Source organism: Paenibacillus sp. FSL R7-0198 (assembly GCF_038000415.1).
GTDB lineage: Bacteria > Bacillota > Bacilli > Paenibacillales > Paenibacillaceae > Paenibacillus.
Genome location: NZ_JBBOCB010000001.1, coordinates 6,677,580 through 6,702,831 on the forward strand (window position 1 = coordinate 6,677,580; position 25,252 = coordinate 6,702,831).

General features: G+C 44.7%; 19 protein-coding genes. 15 read left to right on the forward strand and 4 right to left on the reverse strand.

Annotated elements, in window-relative coordinates:
* Positions 1-15 precede the first annotated feature (15 nt).
* From rhaA to MKY87_RS29380, 5 genes are all read left to right on the forward strand, one after another.
* Positions 16-1,287, forward strand: a complete 1,272-nt coding sequence (rhaA, locus tag MKY87_RS29360) for an L-rhamnose isomerase (protein ID WP_101313986.1) — start codon at positions 16-18, stop codon at positions 1,285-1,287.
* A gap of 158 nt (positions 1,288-1,445) precedes the next feature.
* The gene (locus tag MKY87_RS29365; RefSeq protein WP_340967311.1) at positions 1,446-3,119 is read left to right on the forward strand and encodes a ribonuclease J; all 1,674 of its coding nucleotides are present in this window, start codon (positions 1,446-1,448) and stop codon (positions 3,117-3,119) included.
* A 252-nt stretch (positions 3,120-3,371) separates the two neighbouring features.
* Positions 3,372-4,355, forward strand: a complete 984-nt coding sequence (locus MKY87_RS29370; RefSeq protein WP_105598542.1) for a LacI family DNA-binding transcriptional regulator — start codon at positions 3,372-3,374, stop codon at positions 4,353-4,355.
* Positions 4,356-4,737: 382 nt separating this feature from the next.
* Positions 4,738-6,213 (forward strand): glycoside hydrolase family 32 protein, encoded by a 1,476-nt coding sequence (locus MKY87_RS29375; RefSeq protein ID WP_340967314.1) that lies wholly within the window; start codon positions 4,738-4,740, stop codon positions 6,211-6,213.
* A 26-nt stretch (positions 6,214-6,239) separates the two neighbouring features.
* Positions 6,240-8,222, forward strand: a complete 1,983-nt coding sequence (locus MKY87_RS29380) for a sucrose-specific PTS transporter subunit IIBC (RefSeq protein WP_340967316.1) — start codon at positions 6,240-6,242, stop codon at positions 8,220-8,222.
* Between the two features lie 184 nt (positions 8,223-8,406).
* Here the strand turns inward: MKY87_RS29380 and MKY87_RS29385 are convergent, their stop codons facing one another.
* Complete coding sequence (locus MKY87_RS29385; protein WP_338594374.1) at positions 8,407-9,306, reverse strand: manganese catalase family protein; 900 nt, start codon at positions 9,304-9,306, stop codon at positions 8,407-8,409.
* A gap of 131 nt (positions 9,307-9,437) precedes the next feature.
* Positions 9,438-11,165 carry a cellulase family glycosylhydrolase gene (locus MKY87_RS29390; protein WP_340967318.1) on the reverse strand — a complete coding sequence of 576 codons (1,728 nt, stop codon included), beginning with the start codon at positions 11,163-11,165 and terminating at the stop codon, positions 9,438-9,440.
* 321 nt (positions 11,166-11,486) lie between these two features.
* On the opposite strand from MKY87_RS29390, the gene MKY87_RS29395 reads away from it, so the two are divergent.
* From MKY87_RS29395 to MKY87_RS29415, 5 genes are all read left to right on the forward strand, one after another.
* Positions 11,487-12,317, forward strand: a complete 831-nt coding sequence (locus tag MKY87_RS29395; protein ID WP_340967321.1) for an amidohydrolase family protein — start codon at positions 11,487-11,489, stop codon at positions 12,315-12,317.
* 240 nt (positions 12,318-12,557) lie between these two features.
* The gene (locus tag MKY87_RS29400) at positions 12,558-14,000 is read left to right on the forward strand and encodes a 6-phospho-beta-glucosidase (protein ID WP_340967579.1); all 1,443 of its coding nucleotides are present in this window, start codon (positions 12,558-12,560) and stop codon (positions 13,998-14,000) included.
* Positions 14,001-14,488: 488 nt separating this feature from the next.
* Entirely contained in the window at positions 14,489-15,319 is an 831-nt protein-coding gene (gene licT / locus MKY87_RS29405) for a BglG family transcription antiterminator LicT (protein WP_340967323.1), read from the forward strand.
* A gap of 211 nt (positions 15,320-15,530) precedes the next feature.
* Entirely contained in the window at positions 15,531-17,420 is a 1,890-nt protein-coding gene (locus MKY87_RS29410) for a beta-glucoside-specific PTS transporter subunit IIABC (RefSeq protein ID WP_340967325.1), read from the forward strand.
* A 489-nt stretch (positions 17,421-17,909) separates the two neighbouring features.
* A complete protein-coding gene (locus MKY87_RS29415; protein WP_340967326.1) occupies positions 17,910-19,379 on the forward strand; it encodes an Msr family ABC-F type ribosomal protection protein in 1,470 nt (489 codons plus the stop codon).
* Positions 19,380-19,521: 142 nt separating this feature from the next.
* On the opposite strand, the gene MKY87_RS29420 is transcribed toward MKY87_RS29415, so the two are convergent.
* Complete coding sequence (locus MKY87_RS29420) at positions 19,522-20,112, reverse strand: biotin transporter BioY (RefSeq protein ID WP_036608438.1); 591 nt, start codon at positions 20,110-20,112, stop codon at positions 19,522-19,524.
* Positions 20,113-20,224: 112 nt separating this feature from the next.
* Here MKY87_RS29420 and MKY87_RS29425 point away from each other — a divergent pair, with 112 nt between their 5' ends.
* From MKY87_RS29425 to MKY87_RS29445, 5 genes are all read left to right on the forward strand, one after another.
* Positions 20,225-21,079 carry an energy-coupling factor ABC transporter ATP-binding protein gene (locus MKY87_RS29425; protein WP_340967327.1) on the forward strand — a complete coding sequence of 285 codons (855 nt, stop codon included), beginning with the start codon at positions 20,225-20,227 and terminating at the stop codon, positions 21,077-21,079.
* Positions 21,064-22,833 carry an ATP-binding cassette domain-containing protein gene (locus MKY87_RS29430; protein WP_340967328.1) on the forward strand — a complete coding sequence of 590 codons (1,770 nt, stop codon included), beginning with the start codon at positions 21,064-21,066 and terminating at the stop codon, positions 22,831-22,833. The genes MKY87_RS29425 and MKY87_RS29430 overlap by 16 nt, the downstream gene beginning before the upstream one ends.
* A gap of 123 nt (positions 22,834-22,956) precedes the next feature.
* Positions 22,957-23,256 carry a hypothetical protein gene (locus tag MKY87_RS29435; protein WP_036608432.1) on the forward strand — a complete coding sequence of 100 codons (300 nt, stop codon included), beginning with the start codon at positions 22,957-22,959 and terminating at the stop codon, positions 23,254-23,256.
* Between the two features lie 170 nt (positions 23,257-23,426).
* The gene (locus MKY87_RS29440; protein WP_340967329.1) at positions 23,427-24,002 is read left to right on the forward strand and encodes a GNAT family N-acetyltransferase; all 576 of its coding nucleotides are present in this window, start codon (positions 23,427-23,429) and stop codon (positions 24,000-24,002) included.
* 44 nt (positions 24,003-24,046) lie between these two features.
* The gene (locus tag MKY87_RS29445) at positions 24,047-24,628 is read left to right on the forward strand and encodes a GNAT family N-acetyltransferase (RefSeq protein WP_340967330.1); all 582 of its coding nucleotides are present in this window, start codon (positions 24,047-24,049) and stop codon (positions 24,626-24,628) included.
* A gap of 180 nt (positions 24,629-24,808) precedes the next feature.
* Here the strand turns inward: MKY87_RS29445 and MKY87_RS29450 are convergent, their stop codons facing one another.
* Positions 24,809-25,168 carry a MerR family transcriptional regulator gene (locus MKY87_RS29450; RefSeq protein WP_076249478.1) on the reverse strand — a complete coding sequence of 120 codons (360 nt, stop codon included), beginning with the start codon at positions 25,166-25,168 and terminating at the stop codon, positions 24,809-24,811.
* Positions 25,169-25,252 lie beyond the last annotated feature (84 nt).

A 25,252-nucleotide genomic window follows, 5' to 3' on the forward strand; every position in this document is an offset into this window, starting at 1 on the left:
GGAGGGTTCTTGCGGATGGATAACCAAGTCAAGCAAGCGTATGAAGCAGCCAAGGCATTGTATGCCCAGCACGGAATTGATACGGACGAGGTACTGAACAAACTCGCGGAGATCAAAGTATCCGTACACTGCTGGCAAGGCGATGATGTCAAAGGTTTTCTGAATAAAGATGGAGAGTTAACAGGTGGTATTTCGGTTACAGGTCAATATCCGGGGGCTGCGACCACACCTGCAGAACTTCGTAACGATCTGGAGCAAGCTTTTGCTCTGATTCCCGGCAAACATAAGGTCAATCTGCACGCGATTTACACGGATACAGACGAGCAGGTTGAACTGGATCAGATTGAGCCAAAGCATTATGAGAACTGGGTGAAATGGGCCAAAGAACAAGGACTTGGTCTGGACTTCAACCCAACATGTTTTTCCCATGAAAAATCAAGTGACGGGTTCACGCTCAGTCATCCAGACCCTGAGATTCGCAAGTTCTGGATTGATCACTGTAAGGCGTCCCGCCGGATTGGTGCTTACTTTGGAGAACAGCTTGGTCAGACTTGTGTAACCAATGTATGGGTACCGGACGGATTCAAGGATAATCCGGTTGATCGGTTGACACCACGCAAACGTCTCAAAGAATCGCTGGATGAAGTATTCGGCGAACCACTTAACCCGGAGCACAACCTGGACGCGGTAGAGAGTAAGTTGTTTGGTCTGGGTTCGGAAGCATATGTGGTGGGTTCTCATGAATTTTATATGGGTTACGGTTTGCAAAATGATACGTTAATCTGCCTGGATGCGGGTCATTTCCATCCAACAGAGGTTATTTCCAATAAACTGTCGTCCTTGTCTTTGTTTACAAGTGGCATTCTGCTTCACGTAAGCCGCCCGATGCGTTGGGATAGTGACCATGTGGTAATTATGGACGATGAGTTGCTGGAGATTGCACGTGAACTGGTTCGACATGACCTTCTTGCGACCACACATATTGGACTGGATTTCTTTGATGCAAGTATTAACCGTGTAGCCGCATGGGTTGTGGGGACTCGCAACACGATCAAAGCCCTTCTCCGAGCGATGCTCGAACCAGTGGATGCCTTGAAACAAGCCGAATTGGAAGGGGATTACACGTTGCGCCTTGCCTTAACGGAAGAGTTCAAATCCTATCCGTTTGGCGCGATCTGGGACTACTATTGTGCTCAGCAAGGCGTTCCAGTTCGTGAAAAGTGGATTACCGATATTAAAACCTACGAACAAGACGTATTACTACAGCGTGATAAATCATTGGTGTAATCGTATTTATTTTTCGTATAAACCACTGTGGAATGACTATTCCATGGTGGTTTTTTTGGCATAATCACGCTGAAATGCATAACTGAGGCGATTGCTTCCATACTAGGAATATAGATCCGTATCGTATACGATTGCCACGCAGAGGAGGAATAACAGAGTTGAATCTAGCCCACAACAAACTGTATATCGCTGCACTTGGCGGCGTGAATGAAATAGGGAAGAATATGTATTTCATCCAGTACAATCAGGACATCATCGTGATTGACTGTGGTTCGAAGTTTCCCGATGAGACATTGCCTGGTATTGATCTGATCATTCCAGATGTAACGTATCTGCTGGAGAACCTGGATAAAGTAAGGGGTCTTGTAGTTACCCACGGACATGAAGATCACATCGGTGGCATTCCCTATTTGTTAAAACAAATGAACATCCCGGTGTATGCATCCAGGCTCACTCGTGGGCTGATCGAACTTAAACTGAAAGAGCACGGGTTGCTGCGCAAGGCCGACTTGCATACGATCGATGCTCATTCCATCATTACGCTCGGAGGGATCGAGGTTTCCTTTTTCGCAACTAGTCATAGTATACCGGATTGTCTTGGTATCTTTTTTCAGACCCCAGCAGGCAATGTTGTGCATACCGGAGATTTCAAGTTTGATATGTCGCCTGTACATGGACCTTTCCCAGATCTGCACCGCATGGCCGAGATTGGCAAACAGGGTGTCCATATTTTGCTCTCCGAGAGTACGAATGCAGAAAGACCCGGATTTACACCTTCCGAGCGTGTTGTGGGAGACCACATTCTGGATGCCTTTATTCGTGCCAAACAAAAAGTATTTATCTCCACCTTTGCGTCGAATGTCAGCAGGGTACAGCAGATTGTGAATGCAGCATTTGAGACGGGGCGCAAACTGGCACTGTTGGGCAGAAGTATGGTGAATGTGGTATCGGTGGCCAGTGAATTGGGGTATTTGCAAGTTCCTGACGGATTGTTGATTGAAGCTATCGATTCGGATCAGTTTCCACCGGAACAAGTCGTTGTATTATGTACCGGTAGCCAGGGAGAAGCAATGGCAGCATTGTCACGTTTGGCTTCCGGTAAGCATCCTCACGTAAGAATTAACGCCGGGGACACGGTTATTATTGCTGCCGGAGCTATTCCGGGCAATGAGAGGAATCTTGCACATGTTATTGATAACCTGTATGTTCTCGGAGCACGTGTGATATATGGTTCAAGTGGTGCAGCAGGAATGCATGTATCCGGACACGGCAGTCAGGAAGAACTCAAACTGATGTTAACTCTGATGAAGCCGGATTATCTGATTCCGATCCACGGTGAGTTCCGCATGTTGTATCAACACAGACTGCTTGCCGAGTCCGTAGGTATAGAGCGTGATCATGTGTTTATCGTGAATAATGGGGATATGGTCCAGTACAAAGACGGCACCGCTTCGCTAGGTCCCAAGATTGCATCAGGAAACAGTCTCGTAGATGGTCTGATCATGGGTGATGTTGGCAATATTGTACTGCGTGATCGCAGGCAACTGTCTTCCGATGGTATGTTGGTGATTGTGACTACACTAAGCAAAACGGAAAAACAGATGGTCACGTCACCCGAAATTATCTCCAGAGGGTTCGTGTTCGTCAAGGATTCGGAAGAATTCATGCATGAGATTCATGAGCTGGTTCTGAACCGGATGGGTGAGTTAACCGGGGCTGGTGTGAATCAGTGGAATGTAATCAAAAGGAAGCTGAAAGACGAGATCGGTCACTACATTTACGCTCAAACAAAGAGAAGACCAATGATCTTGCCAATTATTATTGAAGTCTGAGACCGTAAGGAAAAGGGAACGTTTTTGTGCGGATGGTCTGAGCAAACGTGTATATTGAAATTTAACAGCCTGATGAATGTCGGATCATACATCTGTATGAACGCCACATTGATATCGGGCTTTTGTTATTACATCGGGAATGAGAAAGTACAATAGATGTGCGATAAATGGAATTGAATCAAATTCGCCATGGGTTTGCGATTCGAAGTATAATAAAAGGTAAACTAGCTAATAGAAACAAGAGGAGTCTTTATGAATAAAACGATTTCTGATATCGCTCAGATGGCAGGTGTGGCAAAAAGCACGGTCTCTCGCTACCTGAATGGCGGATCTGTTAGTGAGGATACACGCCAGAAGATTGAGCGTATTATCAAACAATACAATTATGTTCCCAACACATTTGCACAGAGTCTGAAGGCTAAGAAGACCAGTATTATCGGTACGGTTGTGCCACGCCTGGATTCTTTTGCAACATCCCAGACATTGATTGGAATTGATGAAGAACTGCGAAGTAATCAGTATCAGATGCTGATCGCTAATACGAGTCAGGACATGCAGCGCGAGATAGATGCCATCTATGATTTTGCACGCCAGAAGGTATCAGGTATTATTCTGCTGGCTGCTGAAGTGACCGAAGCACATCTGAAGGCCGTTGAGGATATACGGATTCCGGTGTTATTGGTGGGGCAGCAGCATGAGCAGCTGCACAGTCTGGTTCACAATGATGACCAGGCAGGTTATGAGATGGGCAGATATGTCGTAGAACAGGGTCACCGCAAGATCGTGTATATGGGAGTTAGCGAGAAGGATCGGGCGGTAGGGATCTACCGTAAACAAGGGTTCCAGCGAGCAATCGCCGAGTGTGGTGGATGTGAAGTGAAGTATTATGAGACAAGCTTTAAGATGTCGGAAGCCATTGTTACCGCTGAAGCCATACTGAAAGAAATCACACCAACAATCATTGTAGGGGCCACGGATAATATCGCACTGGGTGTGATGAAGATTGCGTTCTCCAATAAAATCCGCATTCCGCAAGATTTGTCCGTTACCGGATTTGGTGGATATGATATTACGGAGATGATTCATCCCACGCTGACGACAGTGAAATATCATTATTTGCAGGCGGGCAAAGTAGCGGCTAATCATATTATTCGTCTGGTCAAAGGCGAGTCGGTGGAGGAACGAACAACATTGGACGTAGAACTAATTCCTCGAGAAAGCGTTGACAAATTATAAAAACATCCTTTATGATAATTCCATCGAACCGGTTCCACTGTTGAATATCCAATTCGGATATGCGAACGCGGGCAGGCATGAATGCCATATGGAATTATTTTTTTGCGTTCAATGGAACCGGTTCCTATATTTTGATTTTCGTATAAGTTAATAAGAAATAAACATTTACGGAGAGGGCAGAAAAATCTGAAGAAACGTAGTGTTCGCTTAAAGCTTTCTGTAAGAAAGCTGCTTCGGAAGCATACGCTAGCACCGGATTTCACCCTTTAGAAAAGGGATCAGGAAATCTGGGGATAACAGCGATCGGAGGATTGTTCTGCCATCGTAGTCCCAGTGTGAAATTTCTTGGTCTAACTTATATAAGCAAGAATGGAGAACAACTATGAAAATGACTAGAGAGCAACGCTACAGACGAATTGAGCAAGCAGAGCCTGGAGAGATTGCGAAGCTTGAAGCACAGATATCCGTATGTCCTTGGAGACAAAGTTATCACATTCAGCCGATAACAGGTCTGCTTAATGATCCTAACGGCTTTGCATATTATCAAGGCTATTATCATCTGTTTTATCAGTGGTTCCCACTTGGAACAGAACATGGCATGAAATACTGGTACCATACCCGATCGAAGAATCTGGTGAACTGGGAAAATGTCGGGATTGGAATCGAACCGGATAGCTGGTATGACTCACACGGAGCTTATTCCGGTAGTGCGATTGAAAAAGACGGCAAGCTGCACTTGCTGTACACGGGCAATACGAGGGATGAGGCTTGGGTCAGACATCCGTATCAGTGCTTGGCAGTCATGGATGAGAGCGGTTCAGTAAGCAAACTGAATGATCCCGTGATCTCGTCTGTGCCAGCCGGATACACGGAACACTTTAGAGATCCCAAGGTGTGGCAACAAGGAGATACGTATTATTGTGTCATTGGTGCACAGAGAACAGACGAGACGGGATGTACAGTGCTGTATCGCTCCATTGATCTGAACAACTGGGAGTTTCTTGGTGAAATTCGCACGCAATTAACCTCCTTTGGTTACATGTGGGAGTGCCCGGATTATATGGAGATAGACGGGAAAGGTGTACTTGTCTTTTCCCCACAAGGCTTAGACGCTGCGGGAGATCATTATCAGAATATTTTTCAGTCCGGTTATCTGATCGGTGAGCCGCTTAATCTCCAGACGAGAGAGTTCACACATGGTGAATTTCAGGAGTTGGATCGTGGATTCGATTTCTATGCTCCGCAAACCATGCAGGGTCCGGACGGAAGACGTATTCTGGTTGGTTGGATGGGACTTCCCGATCTGGCGTATCCGACAGACGATAACGGTTGGGCTCATTGCTTGACCATTCCTCGGCAGTTGTCACTCCGAGACGGGAAGTTAATCCAACAACCGGTTGCAGAGATGATCCAATTACGTCAGCAAGAGGAAGGGACTCATATTCGCGCAACGATTGACAATGAGAGCCGATCCTTCACTGGTTTTGAGGGGACTGTCTATGAGCTGATATGTGAGATAGGCCATGTAGAAGCAGAGATTGTCGGCATCGAATTCCGAGCAAGTGAAACGGAGAAAACGGTTCTTCTGTATGATCGGATTCAGCAGAAAGTTATTCTGGATCGGACGATGTCTGGTGCCGAGCTGGCAGAACAAAATGGATCCGTACGGCGGTGTACGCTTACTGCAGATGTGATTAAGTTCCAATTGTTCGTGGATTCATCTTCGGTAGAAGTCTTTGTGAACGATGGGGAAGAGGTCTTTACCGGCCGGATTTTCCCAAGTCCGGACAGCGTGGATATTCGTTTCTTTGCACGCGGAGGCAAAGCTGATTTTGAAGCAACACATTGGCATTATTAAGTATTACGTGAGAGGAATGAGATAACATGTCGGAGAATCAACGGATTGCCCAGGAAGTCATTCATGCCATCGGGGGCAAAGAGAATATCGCATCATTTGCACATTGTGCAACTCGTCTTCGCATCATGGTGAAAGATAAAGAAAAGATTGATCAGAAAACGGTCGAGAACATCGAGAAGGTGAAAGGCGCCTTTTTCAACTCAGGTCAATATCAGATTATCTTTGGTACGGGAACAGTGAATCGAATCTTTGAAGAGGTTGAGAAGCTGGGAATCGAAGGAACATCCAAGGATGATGTGAAGAGTCAGGGGAAAAAAGAAGGAAATGCTTTTCAACGGGCTATCCGCACGTTTGGTGACGTATTTGTACCCATCATTCCCGTTCTGGTAGCTACAGGACTGTTCATGGGATTGCGCGGATTACTTACCCAGAGTGAAATTCTGGCGTTATTCGGTGCAACACCGGATGATATCTCGGCCAATTTCCTGTTGTTCACTCAAATCCTGACGGATACGGCATTTGCATTTCTGCCTGCACTTGTAGCGTGGTCCGCATTCCGCGTATTTGGCGGAAGTCCGGTACTTGGTATCGTACTGGGGCTAATGCTGGTTAATCCCGCATTACCCAATGCTTACGCGGTGGCAGATGGATCAGCACAGCCGCTGCATATGTTCGGTTTTATACCTGTCGTGGGTTATCAGGGATCGGTTCTGCCCGCGTTCTTTGTAGGTTTGATTGGAGCCAAGTTTGAAAAGGTATTAAGAAGACGGGTACCAGAGGCACTGGACTTAATTCTGACTCCTTTTATTACGTTAACAGTCATGATTACGCTTGGACTATTCGCGATTGGTCCCGTGTTCCATTCCCTAGAAGAGTGGGTGCTGCATGGAACAACTGCCGTATTAGATCTTCCGTTTGGCATCGCAGGTATTATCATTGGATTCTTCCATCAGATTATTGTCGTTACCGGTGTGCATCACATCTTTAATTTCCTGGAGATTCAACTACTAGAGAAAACGGGATTCAATCCGTTCAACGCCATCATTACCTGTGCCATGGCAGCACAAGGAGCGGCTTGTCTCGCAGTCGGTCTGAAGACCAAAAATATGAAACTCAAAGCACTCGCATTACCTTCTTCCTTGTCCGCATTTCTGGGCATTACCGAGCCAGCCATCTTTGGAGTTAACTTGCGTTATATGAAACCATTTATTATGGGACTGGTTGGTGGTGGTGTGGGTGGTTTCATCGCTTCCCTGTTCCATCTGCAAGGTACGGGCATGGCTGTAACGGTTATTCCCGGTACACTGCTCTATCTGAACAGCCAACTGCCGTTATATATCTTGTCCAACGTAGTTGCCATGGCGATTGCATTTGCGCTTACCTGGTTCTTCGGATATAAGGATCAACCGATTGCAGAAGAATCAATGAGCCATGACAACAGTGGAGTAACATCAGGTGAAGTTAATGCAGTGGATTCTAATCCGCGTATTAATTCAGTTACCGATGCTGTTAAAAGCAATCGTCCTAAGGTAGATTTTCTCGAAATCGCTTCGCCAATGAACGGTACCGTCGTTGCTCTGGAGCAGGTCCCTGACCCGGCGTTCTCGGAAAAACACATGGGTGAGGGCATTGCCATCGAGCCGTCAGAAGGCAAAGTGTATGCGCCGTTTGATGGTGTCATCGCTCATGTCATGAACAAGAGTAAACATGCGGTGATTCTGGAGCATGAAACAGGTGTACAGATGCTGGTTCATATCGGAATTAATACGGTTGGACTAAAGGGAAATGGTTTTACCGCGTATGTGAATAGCGGAGAGCGTGTAACTGCAGGACAATTGTTGATTGAATTTGACATGGATGTCATTCAGGCCGCGGGTCTGCCAGTGATTACACCTGTGTTGATCCCAAGCGGAAATGAAACCATAGCGACCGTTACAGCAACGTCAACAGGTCATGTTCAAGCTAATGGGGAAGCAGTACTTGTAGTGAAATTCACTGAGCCACAATAGTGGCACGATATAAGGGAAATGGTAGAGATGTAACTCTCCCGTTTCCCTTTTTTGTGTACAATCGTATGAAATCAAAGAAATAGATCATCGGTGATCTAACAATCCAAGAGAGTCAGCACGCAGGGGCACCATTTTACGGTGATTCCAATCTACGCCTAATGAATAAACAACGTCAATCTCGGGCCTACAGACCAGCGTGACGTTTCAGTCGCTCGGCAATCTGCATTAGATCTTCCGCGGATATTCCTGGCGCAAATTCTTCCGGCAGATCAGGTAGCTCAGGCACTGGCCCTCCATAACCTGGCAAGCCGGCAAAAGCCTCCAGTTTACCACCATCGGTTGGATGTACTCCTTTCCAGATCTGGGCAATACCCTGATAATCCTTGTCACTAAACGTGTACAGCCTGCGGTGCTCGCCCATCGCTTCCCATTTTCGTGTCGTTTCAAAAGCTTTGTTATCCAGTCGTGGAATAGGGAACATCTTCGTTACATCCACGCCCGTTGCAATTTCCAGTGCCTTAGCATATGCCAGAACGTGCACACCTCCACGTACAAGCAGATAACCTGTCATTTCACGGGCTGTCTTATTGTCCGTCATTTCGTAGACTCTCATTTTGTGCGTCCTGGCTCCACATTCAAGAAAGAAATTATGCAACAGATCAAAGATCAGATTGCCACTGCTCACGACATACGAACCATTCCAGGGTCTTCCCATGGAGTCATAAGGGAGCGCTGTCTGAGCCGATTCAATAAAATGTGAAGTCATCCGTGCGTCTTTGCCTACACGTAGCGGGGTAGAGTCTGGAGCGCCTGGTGATGTCGAACCTTCAAGCATGAGATTAATCGTATTGGCGACAAGTTCGACATGGCCGAATTCCTCCGCAGTAATGCTTGCAACAATGTCATAAAAAGGACGCAGCTTGGATCTGCCTCTGAAATTGAATGACTGAAACATATAGTTATTTAATGTTGACATTTCCCCGAACTTTCCACCAAGCAACTCCTGAACTGCACTAGCTCCATTAGGGTCAGGATTACTGGATATGGGTAGTTCGATAGCAAGACGGTCTACACGCTTAAACATGACATTTCCCCCTCAATCCTAGTTAGTGTAAAGGTATGAAGGGCCACTTGTACGTTATTCGATCAATTGTGAAACAAAAACAAAACGTTCTGCCAGAGCTTTAAGCTCTGAACAGAACGTTAGATGAGTTCTTATTTGGAAGCTACGCCCACAACGCTGGTTCCATTTTTCGTGATTTTGTACGTCAGCACATCTCCGTTCCAGAAATGGAATTTAAGCGTGACTTCACCATCATTGGTTTCATTGAAGAAGTTAGGTTTCAGTTCAATCACATTACGTTCGTAATCTGGGCTAAATGTGTAGGAGAATTCTTTGAACGAAGTCCAGTTCTGTGGACCGGCGTTCTCTCCGTTTGCATACGTTGCTTCCATCGTGGCCAGTTGATTGCCGTTAAACGTAGTCGGAATGGCAAAGGCACTGGTTGTACCTGTTGCATCGTTCAACTTAGGTGTGTCATATTTAATGATATTGAAGTTCCAGTCAGCACCTTCATTGAATCCAGCCGTGAGTGTGGCATTTACGCCCAAATCACCAGAGGCTGTCAATTTGGTTAACAGATTGGACTTTAACGTAAGTACATCTTTTTTGATTGTATAGTCTTTACCTCTTACAAGAGGGGTAGTGCCATTTTTCAACGAATTGAATTTGTTCCCATTCAGATTGAGTTTTACTTTCTTATCTTGAATAGCTTCATTTTGTTTAAGATATACGAGGTCCGTTTCGGCTGTGGATGAGCGACCTGTCCAACTGGCTTTCATGGTATCAAATAATTCCTGATCAGACCAAGTAAAGCTTGTGCGTCCGAAGTGTTGTCCGTTATCCCACAACATCGTTGTCATCTGTTTTTGACGCAGATATTGTCCAACAAATTCGAAGAATTTCAGCTTTTCGCCTTGCTCAATGACACCTGTGTGCTGGTCAAAACCAAGCAAGCCATACTCACCAACGATAACCGGAATGCCTTTCGCTGTAAAAGCATTGTATACCCGATCGAATGTGTCGGTAACGTCCTTCTGTACTTCCTCGTTATACATGGTGTAACCTGCGATGTTCACACTGAATGGCCAGAACCCGTAGTAGTGAACGGTTGCAATAATATTGCTGTCATTCAATTTTTGAATGGTCTTATTCAGTTCATCCAGATCAGGTTGAGCGGAAGAAGTATGCATCGTTGGAAGCACAAGTGGACGTGTCTCGTTGTTTCCACCCGAAGTTCTTACGATCTTGTGAAAAGAAGTATTCAACTCGTCCAGCATGCGATATCCAATCGCTGCATCTGTTGTGCCGCCTTCAGAGAAACGTGGTTCGTTAACACTTTCGAACATGAGTTTATCGGATGCATCTTTGAATTTGTTCGCAATCTGAGTCCAGGCAGAGTTATAACGTGCAAGCACGTTGTCATGGTCTTTCTCCATGTAACTGATCCAGCGCCAGGAATCATGGTGAAGATTGATCATGACGTAGAGATCGGCATCAAGAGCCCAGTTTACCACTTCTTGAACCCGGTTCATGTAAGCGGAATCAATTATGTAATCGGGTGCGTCACCGATGTGGGCTTCCCAGGTCACAGGAATACGGATACTGTTGTAGCCCTCAGCTGCGATTGACTGAATTAGTTCCTTTGTAATGCGCGGATTGCCCCAGGCTGTCTCATCCTCACCAACGGCGTCCAGAGAGTTACCCAGATTCCAGCCAGGCTCCATGGCGTTTACATAGGTCTGCATTTTGCTTGGAGCGGCAGAGGTATTGACCTGTTGACTGTAGTCAGTTGCAGCTGAAGCCATAGCGGAGGAGAATAGAGATAGAATCATGGCAGTCACAAGCGTAAGAGAAAGGACTGATTTGCGGTTTTTTTTCATTAATATAGTCTCCTTCGAATAGAGAATGGTTGAACGTGAATAGCGGTTAAGCAGGGTGAAAATAGAGCTCAACGCAAACCAAAATTCACTTGTTTAATACTGGAATCACCACCGATTTATGTACTGAAAGCGTTTTCGTAATTTACTATATCATGATTTAATATTGGACAATACCTGCACAATTGGAATAAAAATCATGTAAAAATTAGTGATTTTGTTAATGAATAGATTGTGTAGTTAGCGTTTATTTCATTGGAAATAAAAATCATATGGTTGCTTTTTGATGATAATTAGATTTAAATACCCTGGGAGGGATCTAATATGAAACTGGATGCACATCAACATTTCTGGGAATACAATGCCGCCGAGTACGGATGGATTGGCGAAGAGATGAAAGCCATTCGTCAATCTTTTCTTCCGGAAAAACTTGAACCTTTATTGGTCCAATCCGGACTGGAGGGATGTATTGCGGTACAAGCCAGACAATCACTGACAGAAACCGAGTGGCTTCTGCAGTTGGCAGATCGGCATGAATGTATTAAAGGTGTTGTCGGATGGGTGGATCTTTGTTCGGATGAAGTTCGGAATCAGCTTGAACTGTTCGCGTCCAATCCATATCTGAAGGGCGTACGTCATGTCATACAGGATGAACCTGATCTGAAGTATGTATTGAGAGAAGACTTTCAGCGGGGAATTTCATTGCTTAAGGAGTATGATTTGGCCTATGATCTGTTGGTGTCCAAGGAGCAACTGCCTTATGCCGTTGAACTGGTTAAGGCGTTTCCTGAACAGCGATTTGTACTTGATCATCTAGCCAAACCCGACATAAAATCAGGTATACTCTCACCATGGAAAGAAGCGCTTGAGTCATTGGCCAAACAACCAAATGCGTACTGTAAACTTTCAGGGATGGTGACGGAAGCAGATTGGGCAAATTGGACTCCGAGCGACTTTACAGCCTATCTGAATATCTCCATAGAAGCCTTTGGTGCGGAACGGTTAATGTTCGGGTCCGACTGGCCCGTGAGCAACGTTTCAGCTACGTATTCTGAAGTATACGGTCTCATTATGAGTCATATTAATGCCCTACCTATATCAGATCAACAGATGATTCTTGGCGGCACATGTGCTGCGTTCTATCAAATATCGTAGCGGGCAATCCGAAGCTAAACCGGTTTCAAGAAGTTGACAACTGTTCTGATTCTTGCTAAAGTTTTATCCAATCCGCATAATCATGATCTGGGAATGTTACCGATATGGGCATAACCTGAGCTGGCTTGTTTACACGTAATCGTGTACCCAGGCTGGTTCGGGTTTTTTCTATTTTGTCTTTTTAATATTTTTCAGGATTTGAGCGGATAGCTGAATTACATATTTGGAAGGAGAATGATGATGACGAATTTTAAATTTCCTAAAGATTTTCTATGGGGTGGAGCCATTGCTGCGAATCAGGCGGAGGGCGCGTATCTGGAAGACGGCAAAGGACTGAGTATCGTTGACTTGCTGCCAACAGGAGAGAACCGTAGAAGTGTTATGAAAGGTCATGTTCCGGCTTTTACGCCGCTTGCTACCGAGTTCTATCCTTCACACGAAGCGATTGACTTCTATCACCGTTACCCTGAAGACATTGCTTTATTTGCCGAAATGGGGTTCAAAGCACTGCGTGTCTCCATTGCCTGGGCACGGATTTTCCCAACAGGAGAAGATGCACAGCCAAATGAAGCCGGATTGCAATTTTATGATAACCTGTTTGATGAATTGTTGAAAAACGGCATTGAACCTGTGGTTACATTGGCTCACTTCGATGTGCCTGTACACCTGATCGAGAAGTATGGCAGCTGGAGAAGTCGTGAACTGGTGACGCTATTCGAAACTTACGCTACAACGGTATTCACTCGGTACAAAGACAAGGTGAAATACTGGATGACATTTAATGAGATCAACATGCTGTTACATCTTCCGTTCCTTGGGGCGGGGCTGGCGTTTAATGAAGGGGATAACATCAAGGAAATTCAATATCAGGCTGCTCACCATCAACTGGTTGCAAGTGCATTGGCAGTCAAGGCATGTCATGAGATTATTCCTGGTGCCATGATTGGGTGCATGCTCGCCGCAGGAAGCTTCTATCCGTATACTTGTAATCCGGAAGATGTGTTCCAGGGCATGGAAAAAGATAGAGAGTCCTATTTCTTCATCGATGTGCAGTCACGTGGGGAATATCCGGGTTACGCCAAACGTTTCTTCAAAGATCACGGGTTGAACATTGTTATGCAGCCGGGTGATGCGGAAATCTTGAAGAATCATACCGTAGATTATATCGGGTTCAGCTATTATTCAAGTCGTACAACCAGTACCGATCCGGAAGTTATCAAAAATATGACCAGTGGTAATGTATTTGGCTCGGTAGCCAATCCATATCTGGCGAAGTCCGAATGGGGATGGACGATTGATCCCAAAGGATTCCGTATTACTGCCAATCAACTACATGATCGTTATCAGAAGCCGCTGTTTGTTGTTGAGAATGGATTTGGTGCCAATGACGTGGTTACACCGGAAGGTGAAGTGGATGATGGGTACCGGATTGACTACTTGAAACGACATGTAGCTGAAATGGGTGAGGCCATTCAGGATGGCGTGAACATCATCGGTTACACCAGCTGGGGACCTATTGATATTGTAAGTGCATCCTCAGGTGAGATGAGAAAACGTTATGGCTACATTTACGTGGATCGTAATAATGAAGGTCAAGGTGAGCTGACACGGCTGAAGAAGAAGAGTTTTGAGTGGTACAAAAATGTGATTGAATCCAACGGAACAAACCTGGGTGACGAGTAGTTTATATTTTTTCTGAATTAAAATGGTCTTGTACGGCAATAAAACATCGGAAGTTTCATCTATATAAATTGAACTAAACATTTACACAAAACAGAGAGGACAGAAAAAAGCTGGAGAAGCGAAGCGTTCGCCTTTATCACCGGATTTTCCCTTTAAAAAGGGAATCAAAAAATCTGGGGATAACAGCGATGGGAAGGTTGTTCTGTCATCGGAGTAGCAAGTGTAAATATTCTCTAGTTCAATTTATATAACCATGGGACTTCCGATTGTCCTCACATTGAAAGCGTTGACATATAGTCAGGTTCGCGCTATACTTGACGCAATTATATCGTTTCTGGGATTGTTACTACTCGAAGTAGGCAAAACCTAAGCACCGAAAAAAGCAGACCACCATGTCTTGTTTATTTTGTGATGCTTCAGGTTTTTTTTGTATGCCCAAAAGACGATGTATAACTGCCAAGAGAGTGGAACGTGACGGGGGGATTGAAGTGAAAATAGCAAAGGTTATCAACAATAACGTCATTAGCATCTATCAGGCGGATGGAGCAGAGCTTGTGGTGATGGGACGTGGGATTGCCTTTAAGAAAAAGCCGGGGGATATAGTAGACGAGACCCGCATCCAGAAAGTATTTGCATTGAAAAACAAACAGACGTCCGATAATTTCAAAATGCTGCTGCGCGAAGTTCCGATGGAACTGATTGAAATTGTGGAAGAGATCATCACGTATGCAAGTGAGAATCTGGGCCGAAAGCTGAATGAGAACATCTATGTATCTCTTACAGATCATATTAACTTCGCCATCGAACGTTATCGGGAAGGCGTGGAGATCAAGAACGCATTAATGTGGGAGATCAAACAGTTGTACAAGCCCGAATTCGAACTTGGCCTGAAGACGCTGGAACAGATCAATACTCGCATGAATATTGAGCTTCCACCCGATGAAGCCGCTTTTATTGCCCTTCATATTGTCAACGCAGAGATGAACGAAGAAGTTATCACAACGATGAATATTACGAAGTTTATCCAGCAGATTATTAATATAGCGAAATATCATTTCAAAATGGAATTTGATGAGGACTCCCTCAGTTATTTTCGCTTTATCACACATCTGAAGTTCTTCTCCCAGCGTGTGCTCAGCGGTACGCATTACGACAACAACTATGATCATTTCTATGACATGATTAAGGAGAAGCATCCTGATGCCGCAGCATGTACGGAGAAAATTGAGATGTTTGTCAAAAAAGAGTACAACCATGAGCTGACCAATGAAGAAAAATTGTATCTGACGGTTCATATCGAACGAGTGGTTAATCGATAATATTTAAATGTTGACAAAAATGGTTTAATTATAATAATATGTGATTAACAGGAATTGAATACGATTTAACTGGGATTGTTACTGGTTATGCAGGCAAAACCTAAGTCATGAGAAGGTCAGGACCATTGTGTCCCCTTGCTCAAGGCTTAGGTTTTTTGCGTGCAAAAAAATCGGTAAAGGGCCTGTTTGAGAAAAAGTGGGGGTGCAGATCATGAGTCAAGAGAAACTGGCCAAAGAGATTGTAGAACTGGTCGGCGGTGAGAAAAATGTGGAATCGCTGGTTCATTGTGCAACACGGTTACGGTTTGTATTGAAGGACGATGCCAAGGCAGACAAAGCCAAACTGGAGAAAACAGAAGGCATCATCGCAGTCAAAGAAAATGGAGGACAGTTCCAGGTAGTTGTTGGTAACAAGGTGCCTGAAGTCTATAGTGCCATTGGACAGATCAGTAACATTCTGGACGATTCGTCAGATAAAGAAAAACCTCGCAAAGCAGGCAAAGGGCTCGGAGGTATTATCGATATCATATCCAGCATTTTTGCACCACTTCTGGGTGTTATGGCGGGAGCCGGTATTCTAAAAGGGTTATTGTTGATTGCAAGTAATATTGGATGGCTGGAAACGACAGAAACAACATATACAATCCTGTATGCAGCAGCAGATAGTCTCTTCTATTTCCTGCCTCTGTTGTTAGCGGTTACAACAGCACGTAAATTCCAGGGAAATATGTTTGTCGCGATGACGATTGCAGGAGCACTGATCTATCCGTCCATCGTCACGTTGAAATCAGAGGGAACACCAACGGATTTCTTCGGTATCCCTGTCATTTTGATGAACTATTCATCGACGGTTATTCCTATCATTTTAGCTGTCATTGTCATGAGCAAGTTGGAGAAGTTCTTTAATAAGTCACTTCACGATAGTGTGAAAAACTTTGTTACGCCATTGTTTTTGCTAGTGATTATGGTACCACTGACACTGTTGGTATTCGGACCATTTGGTGTCTACGTTGGTAATGCAATTGCAGCTGGACTCGTTGCCGCATTTGGATTCAGTCCATTGCTTGCAGGAGCCGTTATGGGTGCAAGCTGGCAGCTGCTCGTTATCTTCGGAATACACTGGGGTCTTATTCCGGTATTTATCAACAACGTTGCAGTGTATGGACAGGATGGGGTTAAACCAGCTGCGACAGCTTCAATCTTTGCTCAAACGGGTGCTGCTTTTGGGGTTATGCTGAAAACCAAGAACAAAAAACTGAAAACATTAGCGGGATCATCCACATTGACGGCTTTGTTCGGTATTACTGAACCGGCCATCTATGGGGTAACATTACCACTGAAACGTCCATTCATTGCAGGAGTTATCGGTGGTGCAGTTGGTGGAGCTATCATTGGTCAAGCGGGCACATTGGCATTTGCATCCGGTGCACCGGGACTGCTGACCTTGCCAATTTTCTACGGACCAGGTGGACAAGGCTTCCCTGGATTAATTCTGGGTATCGTAGTATCCTTTGTTGTTTCGGCTGTACTCACGTACATCATGGGCTTCAAAGATCCGGTTGAAGAAGAAACAATAACTGAATCTACGTCATCCGCCCAGCAACCTGCCCGTACAATGAATGCTTCAGACGAAGTTGTATTCAGCCCAATCGAAGGAACGATTGTGGAATTGTCGGAAGTTCCAGATCCGGCCTTTGCATCAGGAGCAATGGGTAAAGGGATTGCGATTGAGCCAGCTGTGGGCAGAGTCGTAGCGCCTTTTGATGGTACAGTTACCGTTGCATTTAAGAAAAAACATGCCTTGGCTGTAGTATCAGACACCGGTGCTGAAATATTGGTTCACGTGGGAGTTGATACTGTTAAATTGGATGGGCAGCATTTTGTTTCCCATATCAAAGAAGGCGATCGGGTCCAAGCGGGAGATCTGTTGCTTGAGTTCGATATTGCACAGATTAAGGCCGCTGGTTATCACACGGTAACGCCAATTATAGTAACCAACTCAGCCAACTACGAAGAAGTGATTCCACAGGCTACAGGTCAGGTTAGTAGCCAAGAGCTTCTATTAAAATTAAGTAGCGGTAATGGCCAGGAACAAAAGTAGATTGATGTACTAATCTGATGGTGCCGTGTTTTCATCGTTCCGTTGACATGGTGGAATTGGAAAATTATAATTAAAATTGTACATCTATACAAGATAATGAAAGGTGGATTATTGAACATGACACATGCGATGAGACTGCGTTTCCTTCCTTTGAATCGGTAATTGAATACGTTCAAAGGCTCTGACTATTGGTTCAGAGTAAACGGGATCAGTCTGTCATTTTCAATCATCCTGACCTTAAAATAAGTGTTATACTCGCTTTCCCGTTTACGTTGAATCACAGGCCGTGGCCTGTGATTCTTTGTTTTTTCTTCTGATTATCTTAATCAGGTAAATAATTAAGTAAAAGGCGCTCAATACAGACTACTGGAGGTAACCGCCATGATGACGTTACTGTTCTATTGATACGAGCTGGCACGATCAGCTCGTATCGATAGAAGCGTGCTTCGCTATCGATACGAAATAAATCTTATTTCGGAGGTAGCGAATATGGAAAAGATATGTTTTGAATTAGAACAGGTTGAGATGACCTATATGGATAAAGTAATCCTGAACATTGAGCGACTGGCTGTTCATCAACTGGATCGCATTGGTGTAGTGGGTGGTAATGGTCAGGGTAAAAGTACACTGTTGAAACTCATTGCGGGGCAAATCCAGCCAACAGCCGGAAAGGTAAAACGTTTTGCAGAGTTTGGTTATTTGGAACAAGTCGAACCACCCCAGCCTAACGAAAGTATCGAAGTTGACGGGGCTTTACTCAGTAAATTAGCCATACCGCAACACGATCAATCATGGAGTGGAGGAGAACAGACCCGTTTGAAACTGGCTCAAATGTTCACTCATTATCATGAAGTACTGTTACTGGATGAACCAACAACACACCTGGATCAAGAGGGCATTACATTTTTGCTGGATGAATTGCGTTATTACTATGGGGCAATCGTACTGATCAGTCATGATCGTGCGGTTCTGGATGAACTGGTGACCACGATCTGGGAAATCCATCAAGGCGAGGTTCGCGTATATTCTGGCAACTATAGTGATTATCAGGCACAGAAGAGGCTGGAGCGTGAACAGCAAAACCAGGCCCATGAACAGTTCTCGAAGGAGAAAAGACGATTGGAGCTGGCCGCCAGGGAAAAGATGAAGAAAGCCGAGAAAATAACGCAGGCCGGAAGCATGTCCAAAAAAGAATCCAAGGCAAAAACAAACCGTATGGTTGAAACAAAATCCAAAGGCACCAGTCAAAAAGCGGTGCACCGCGCAGCCAAAGCGATTGAACAGCGGATGCAACAACTTCATGAGGTAAAAGCAGTGCAAGAGGATCGGCCTATGATCTTCCGTCAGCCAAAGACACTGGAGCTGCACAATCGATTTCCGATTATGGCAGATCGCCTTACACTTGAAGTGGAAGGTAACGTATTGCTGGAGGATGTGAGTTTTCAGGTTCCATTAAAACAAAAAATAGCGATAACCGGAGCCAATGGCAGTGGGAAAAGTACATTGCTTAACCATGTTTTCCATGTCGGAGATCAGATCATAATGTCTCCAAAAGCGAAGCTCGGTTATTTTCAGCAAATGAGCTATCGTTTCACGACAAAAGAGACCGTATTACAATTCCTGAAAAATCGTTCGGAATATGAGGAATCAGAGCTCAGAAGTGCATTGCACGCAATGCAGTTTACAGGGAATGACTTGCTCAAGAATGTTGGGACACTAAGTGGAGGAGAAGTGATTCGTCTTCAATTATGTCACTTGTTTCTTGGACAATATAACATTCTATTGTTGGATGAGCCGACGAATTTTCTTGATATGCATGCATTGGAAGCGTTGGAGCGTTTTATCAAGGCCTATGAAGGAACAATTCTGTATGTATCTCATGATCAGAGGTTTATTGAAAATACAGCGGATCAACAATTTCAGATTACAGAGCGTCAATTAATTCAGGTGAATATATAAGTTGAACTAAAGAAGATTTACACGGATCACTCCGATGACAGAACAATCTTAGAGGAAAAGAAGTAACGAAAACCGCCAAAGTGATTTTGGCGGTTTCGTCGTTTTCAAAGATAGGCAGATTAGTTACCTTATGTAGCTTCTATTAAGAATCCGCTTTTATAACCGTGGAATGCATGTTACCTGTGAGACGTTGAGGTGGGAAAACCATGCGCACGGGCGCAATGATGATGGCAGCAAATACAGCTTTGACCAAATCCCCAATAATGTAAGGATAGAATCCTTGAATCATGGCCTCGGGTAAGGACATTTTGTATGCATAGGCAAGCCAAGGGACACCTGAGACATACAAGAGCAGTGAGCCAAATAGTTCAAATACAACAAAAGCGAGAATGAATCCTGTTACACCTTTGATGTTGATTCGTGCAAGCAGCAGTCCAATCAATAATGCGGAGATCGGCCACATCATCACATATCCTCCGGTAGGTCCAAGCAGTACTGCAAGTCCTCCGGTCCCGTGTAGCAAGGGGAATCCAAGAGCGGTGAGCAGAACAACGATCGTGACACTTAGAAAACCATAGAGTGGACCAAGTAATCCTCCGGCCAGCATGACAGCCAAAGTTTGTAATGTTATCGGTACAGGGGAGAAGCCAATGGGAATGCTTATGTAACCAAAAAGTACTAAAATTGCGGCCATAAGTGCGCTGAATACAATGCCTCGCAAAGATAATTTCATGTTTGAACAATCCTCTCCATTTTGGTAATATGATTGTTAACCAATTATATAAATGTGGTTAACGATTAGGATCGTACCACATAACAATAGAAAGGGAAAGGACTAATTTACGATGCAAGGCAACCTGCCTATAATTACATTAGAAGATGTCCGGGTGCATTATGCTACCGAAGGTGGTCAGGTGAGGAAAGCGCTGGATGGGGTTTCACTTACGCTGCACCAAGGCGAATGGATTAGTATAGTAGGGGCGAATGGCAGTGGAAAAAGCACACTCGCTGGACTACTGATTGGATTCATTCCACTATCGGGAGGCTTACGGGATATCTCGGATGAACTTACCGTTCGGGGGGTATTACAGCAACCTGATGCACAGGTACTGGGTGATACCATTGAAGAGGAATTTCATTATGCATTGTCACCATTAATGAATACTGTAGAAGAACAATTGGAGCAGAGGCAGGACGCATTACATACCGTAGGACTTCAATATCCCCCGGATATGGCCATCTCACAGTTATCGGGTGGACAGAAACAACTGCTTAACATTGCGGTAGCACTCGCGGCCAAACCGGATATATTGATTCTGGATGAGCCAACAGCCATGCTTGATCCAGGAGCAAGAGACCGCATCGAGGCCATCGTTCAGAAGATTACCCAGCGGGGTACGACAGTAATCTGGATTACACATCATCTTGAGGAAGCAACCCTGTGTGATCGAATCATTGCTATGGAGAGGGGACGTTGTGTGTACAACGGGGAGCCGGAGTCCTTTTACTATGAAACAGAGATGAATGAGAAGGCTACTCGGGAAAATGTACAGCTATCTCCCTGTGAACGGTTAGGATTGGACCCCCCTTTTACTGTAAAAACTGCGTTATTGCTCAAGCAAAAAGGTATGATGCCAGAAGCCATGCCACTGCGACCTGAGCAACTGGCCAAGGAGGTCGCACGTTGGAGATCAAGCTAACCAATATACGTATAGAAGCATCCGAATCGGGCAAACGTGCACTGCTTGAAGATGTGAGTGTACAGTTGAACAGTGGGGAAATCACCTTGCTGTTGGGCTGCACGGGTTCAGGAAAAACGACTTTATTACAGACGTTGGCTGGTCTGAGACCTCCCGATGCAGGAAGTATCACATTGGATGGCACACCTTTCTGGAAAGAAGGAAAAGTGCCGCAGTCGATTTTATTGCAAATGGGACTATTGTTTCAATTTCCGGAACAACAACTGTTTGCGCGAAGTATTCAGCGTGAATTCACATATTCTCTGCGTCCCTATCGACTTTCAGAGAAACAGCAACAAGAACGGATCACAAAAGCACTGAACCAATGGGACCCGCCAGTGTCCTCGGAGTTGGACCGACGTTTTCATCTGGACAGGTCGCCATTTGCTCTAAGTGGGGGAGAGAAGCGCAGGCTTGGACTTGCTCTCGGAAGTGTGACCAATCCACACTGGCTTCTGCTGGATGAGCCAAGCGCCGGGTTGGAAACGCAAAGTGTCGGGCTTTTGCTGGATGTATTGTCGCAACATCGTCTGGCAGGTGGTGGGGGCGTGGTAGCAACCCATGATCTGGATACATTCTTGCCTTGTGCGGATCGAGTATTGTTGTTGCAGGAAGGCCGTCTAATCGCCGATCTTACGCCGATAGAACTTCACAAAAGACCTGAACTGCTGGAGCAGACAGGGATCGGACTGCCACCATCGATGAGACTGGCACAGCAGTTAAGAGCAGCGGGTCTAGAGCTGCCTTTGACCGCAATGACGCCAGAAGAGATGGCTGAAAGCATTGTTCAGTCTACGTTAATTGAGGTGGGGATTCAGAACGAGTCGATAGAAACATCAGGGACGGTAATGATGGAAGTCAAGAGCGATGCAATGAAGGATGAAAAAGAAGCACTGATGCTGTCGTCCATTAAAACGGAAGATGATCCGAAGCTTCTTCCGAACACATTGACTCATTCAGGCGGATTATATGGCGTTATGGACCCGCGTTTGAAATGGATTTTGTATATTTTGCTGGTCACCGCAGCTATGCTTCAACAGCGATGGCTGGGATTGACGTTAACACTGGTGCCGGTAGTAACAGCACTTGCCGTGCTCCCGCGTCAGACTTTGGCTGGATGTATGAAGATAATGAAGCCATTATTATTATTTTTCATCATATCAACGGCGTTATCTGGGACAACTCTTTCAACAGAGGGAGGAGGTCTGCACTTTGGCTTTTCCCTGATGCAGGCGGAGGGCACTTTGCTGAATGTGTATCGTTTGTTTATCGTCACATTGGCAAGCCTTTGGTTTTCGTTGACGACACCTTATGGGCGAATGGTAGAAGGGCTTAACTGGGTACTCGGTATCGGTAAAAAGATCAGGTTGCCCGTAGCTTCGTTTGCACTTGCTGTATCGTTAATCTTTCGGTTTATCCCGATGATCTGGAGTGAGTGGCAGCGATTCTCACTAATCGTGCGGGCACGTGGAAAGGCAGCTTTAAGACCAAATACCGTTCGAATTCGTGACCTGGGTCCGATGGTGATTCCCTTGTTGATGGCACTGTTCCAACGTGCAGAGGATATGACCATTGCGATGGAAATGCGTAAAGTTAGAGAGAACTCTACGCTCGGAGGACGTTCATCGTTATTGGTATGGTCCAAACGCGATACCTGGATTAGCATGGCTGGCCTCATTGTTTTTGTACTTTTAATATGGATTCGCCAATTGTGATAGCGATAATGATCGTAATGGATCAAAACCTGAACGCAGTGTTTTCCAATAATCATGTATAAATGCGTTAGTCCTCGCTCACAATAAGTGGACGTTGGTCATCTGTATCAGGAGGGATAAACGATGAAAGATAAGTTTTTGCGTGAAGAACGGCAAGAATATACCGATGTGTCTACGGTGGAGTCGCAGCGAAACGATATCACACTCGAAGAATTCCCGGAGGGTCCTTACGGTTCGTCGCTGTTATCCGAGTCTCTTGGGAAAAGTTCACCGTGGCGGGTGGACCAGCGGTCTGCACATCGTTTTGATTATGAAAATCATGAGCTTCACGAGGGAGACGTACGGGATTATCCAGGTCAGGATGTTTTTGACGAAACGGTTCCGGATAACGTATCCAAGCCTCAATATACGGAAGAATCGTAATGAGATTTTGATATAAAATAGAGCGTAGCCTCCAACAGGTTTTTCCTGTTCGGGGGTTATTTTCGTTGTGTTGTGTTTAATGAAAACAAATCTCCTCCAATTCCACATTATGGGTTATTATGTTTGTAGCTCGAAGTAAAAATCTGGTTGAATATGCGGGGGGACTTGGAATGAGAGAGATCGATTATAGTCAGTATTTCTGGCAGGATGATAAGATCAGATTACGTGCTTTGCGTGAAGAAGATTGGGAGGATCATTATTATAACCGCTTTGATACACCTGCCCGTCGGTTATTGGAGTGTGCAGTAGAGTTGCCGCCAACCCATGTTGAAGCGAAGAGTTTTACGGAAAACTTCTCTGATTTTTCTTTAGCCAAAGGACGGATCATGTTTACAATCGTAAATATGGATCGTGAAAATGTCGGAGGTGTGAATCTGAACAGCATTGATGAAAGGAACGGTACCTTTAGCATTGGCATTCAAATTGACAGGGATCATCGAGGAAAAGGATACGGAACCAGAGCCGTTCGAATCTTGCTGAAGTATGCCTTCTTCGAGCGCAGGCTCAACAAATTTAATGATTATGTACTCGAGGGAAATGAACCTTCCGCAGCGATGATGAGAAAACTTGGATGTGTTCAGGAAGGTGTGCGTCGCCAGGTGATCTATACGGATGGAAAATACCAGGATCTGATCCTCTTTGGATTAACCAAAGATGAGTTTATGGAAAAAGAGGGGCTTGTTTGAAGTAAAGCTAATAAGCTGAAATTAAGTGTGTAGTAGGAGGAACTATGAACCAACCCATACTAACCGATGAATTAATCATCAATTGCAAGGATATTTATTTACGTGAGTATCGACTCGAGGATTTGAAGAAACTGCAAGAAATTACGTGGCAACCTGAGGTGTATGAATTCCTACCTGGATGGAACGCTACAATTGAAAGCAGGACCCTGTGGCTCACTGAATATGAAATCCCTGAGAATCAGCGTTTTAAACAAGCTGTGGTGACGGGAGGGGATATTGGAGAGTTATGTTTACGTATGGCTATCGTACTCAAAGAAAATGATGAGTTTATCGGATGGTGCTGCTCAGGTATCAAGGACGAACTGCCAGCACCCAATCGGGAGATTATGTACGGTATTTCGAAACACTTCAGGAACCGTGGCTATACAACGCAGGCAGTGAACGGAATGACGGAGTATTTATTTGAACATACAAATGTGGAAGTGTTAAATGCGATCGCTTTGACTAACAATCAAGCATCCAATAAGGTGATACAGAAATGTAATTTTGAACGGTTAAATTTGATCGAAATCGAGAATGAACCCTATATCCATTATCAACTGTGTAAGGGCAAAGGTCATATTTGATTGAACGTTTATCCTCATTGAAAATAGCTATAATATGAAAATTTCGGATCAGGTTAGACAGTTATTGCTGGCTGCCTGATTTTTTTGTATTTATTTTAAGAAGCTACTGAGGAAACCTTGTTAGGGTACGTGTTCTCTTACATAAAACGCAAAAAATTGGCCTATTGGACAAGGATTGTGTTAATAATTTTCTCCGCGATAATAGCGCTCCAGTTTGTTATCCAAATGAACAAGCTGCGCTTTTTTCTCCTCGATATCATTCAGCAACTTTTGCTTTTGATCCTCAATCAGTTTGGTTCTTTCCTTCAGCGTGGAGGTTCCTTCATTGACCTGATCATAATACTTTTTGATGTCTTCCACACTCATCCCGGTTTCGCGAAGGCATTTGATAAAAACGAGCCAGTTCAGATCATCCTCCAAATAAAGACGGTTATTCTGCTCATTTCGTGCAGCAGGTTTCAGCAGTCCCTTTCTTTCATAAAAGCGGATCGCTCCAATAGAGATTTCAACTTTCTTCGCTACTTCTCCAATCGTTAACATGATAATTCCCCCTTTTATAAAAATAATTTGACCTACACTAAGTGTAGCATAGTAACTTAAACATTGTTAAACATAAATCAAAAT

Coding starts and splice junctions, on each gene's coding strand:
- rhaA (WP_101313986.1), top strand. CDS start 16: ATGGATAACCAAGTCAAGCAAGCGTATGAAGCAGCCAAGGCATTGTAT.
- MKY87_RS29370 (WP_105598542.1), top strand. CDS start 3,372: ATGAATAAAACGATTTCTGATATCGCTCAGATGGCAGGTGTGGCAAAA.
- MKY87_RS29375 (WP_340967314.1), top strand. CDS start 4,738: ATGAAAATGACTAGAGAGCAACGCTACAGACGAATTGAGCAAGCAGAG.
- MKY87_RS29380 (WP_340967316.1), top strand. CDS start 6,240: ATGTCGGAGAATCAACGGATTGCCCAGGAAGTCATTCATGCCATCGGG.
- MKY87_RS29385 (WP_338594374.1), bottom strand. CDS start 9,306: ATGTTTAAGCGTGTAGACCGTCTTGCTATCGAACTACCCATATCCAGT.
- MKY87_RS29390 (WP_340967318.1), bottom strand. CDS start 11,165: ATGAAAAAAAACCGCAAATCAGTCCTTTCTCTTACGCTTGTGACTGCC.
- MKY87_RS29395 (WP_340967321.1), top strand. CDS start 11,487: ATGAAACTGGATGCACATCAACATTTCTGGGAATACAATGCCGCCGAG.
- MKY87_RS29400 (WP_340967579.1), top strand. CDS start 12,558: ATGACGAATTTTAAATTTCCTAAAGATTTTCTATGGGGTGGAGCCATT.
- MKY87_RS29410 (WP_340967325.1), top strand. CDS start 15,531: ATGAGTCAAGAGAAACTGGCCAAAGAGATTGTAGAACTGGTCGGCGGT.
- MKY87_RS29415 (WP_340967326.1), top strand. CDS start 17,910: ATGGAAAAGATATGTTTTGAATTAGAACAGGTTGAGATGACCTATATG.
- MKY87_RS29420 (WP_036608438.1), bottom strand. CDS start 20,112: ATGAAATTATCTTTGCGAGGCATTGTATTCAGCGCACTTATGGCCGCA.
- MKY87_RS29425 (WP_340967327.1), top strand. CDS start 20,225: ATGCAAGGCAACCTGCCTATAATTACATTAGAAGATGTCCGGGTGCAT.
- MKY87_RS29435 (WP_036608432.1), top strand. CDS start 22,957: ATGAAAGATAAGTTTTTGCGTGAAGAACGGCAAGAATATACCGATGTG.
- MKY87_RS29440 (WP_340967329.1), top strand. CDS start 23,427: ATGAGAGAGATCGATTATAGTCAGTATTTCTGGCAGGATGATAAGATC.
- MKY87_RS29445 (WP_340967330.1), top strand. CDS start 24,047: ATGAACCAACCCATACTAACCGATGAATTAATCATCAATTGCAAGGAT.
- MKY87_RS29450 (WP_076249478.1), bottom strand. CDS start 25,168: ATGTTAACGATTGGAGAAGTAGCGAAGAAAGTTGAAATCTCTATTGGA.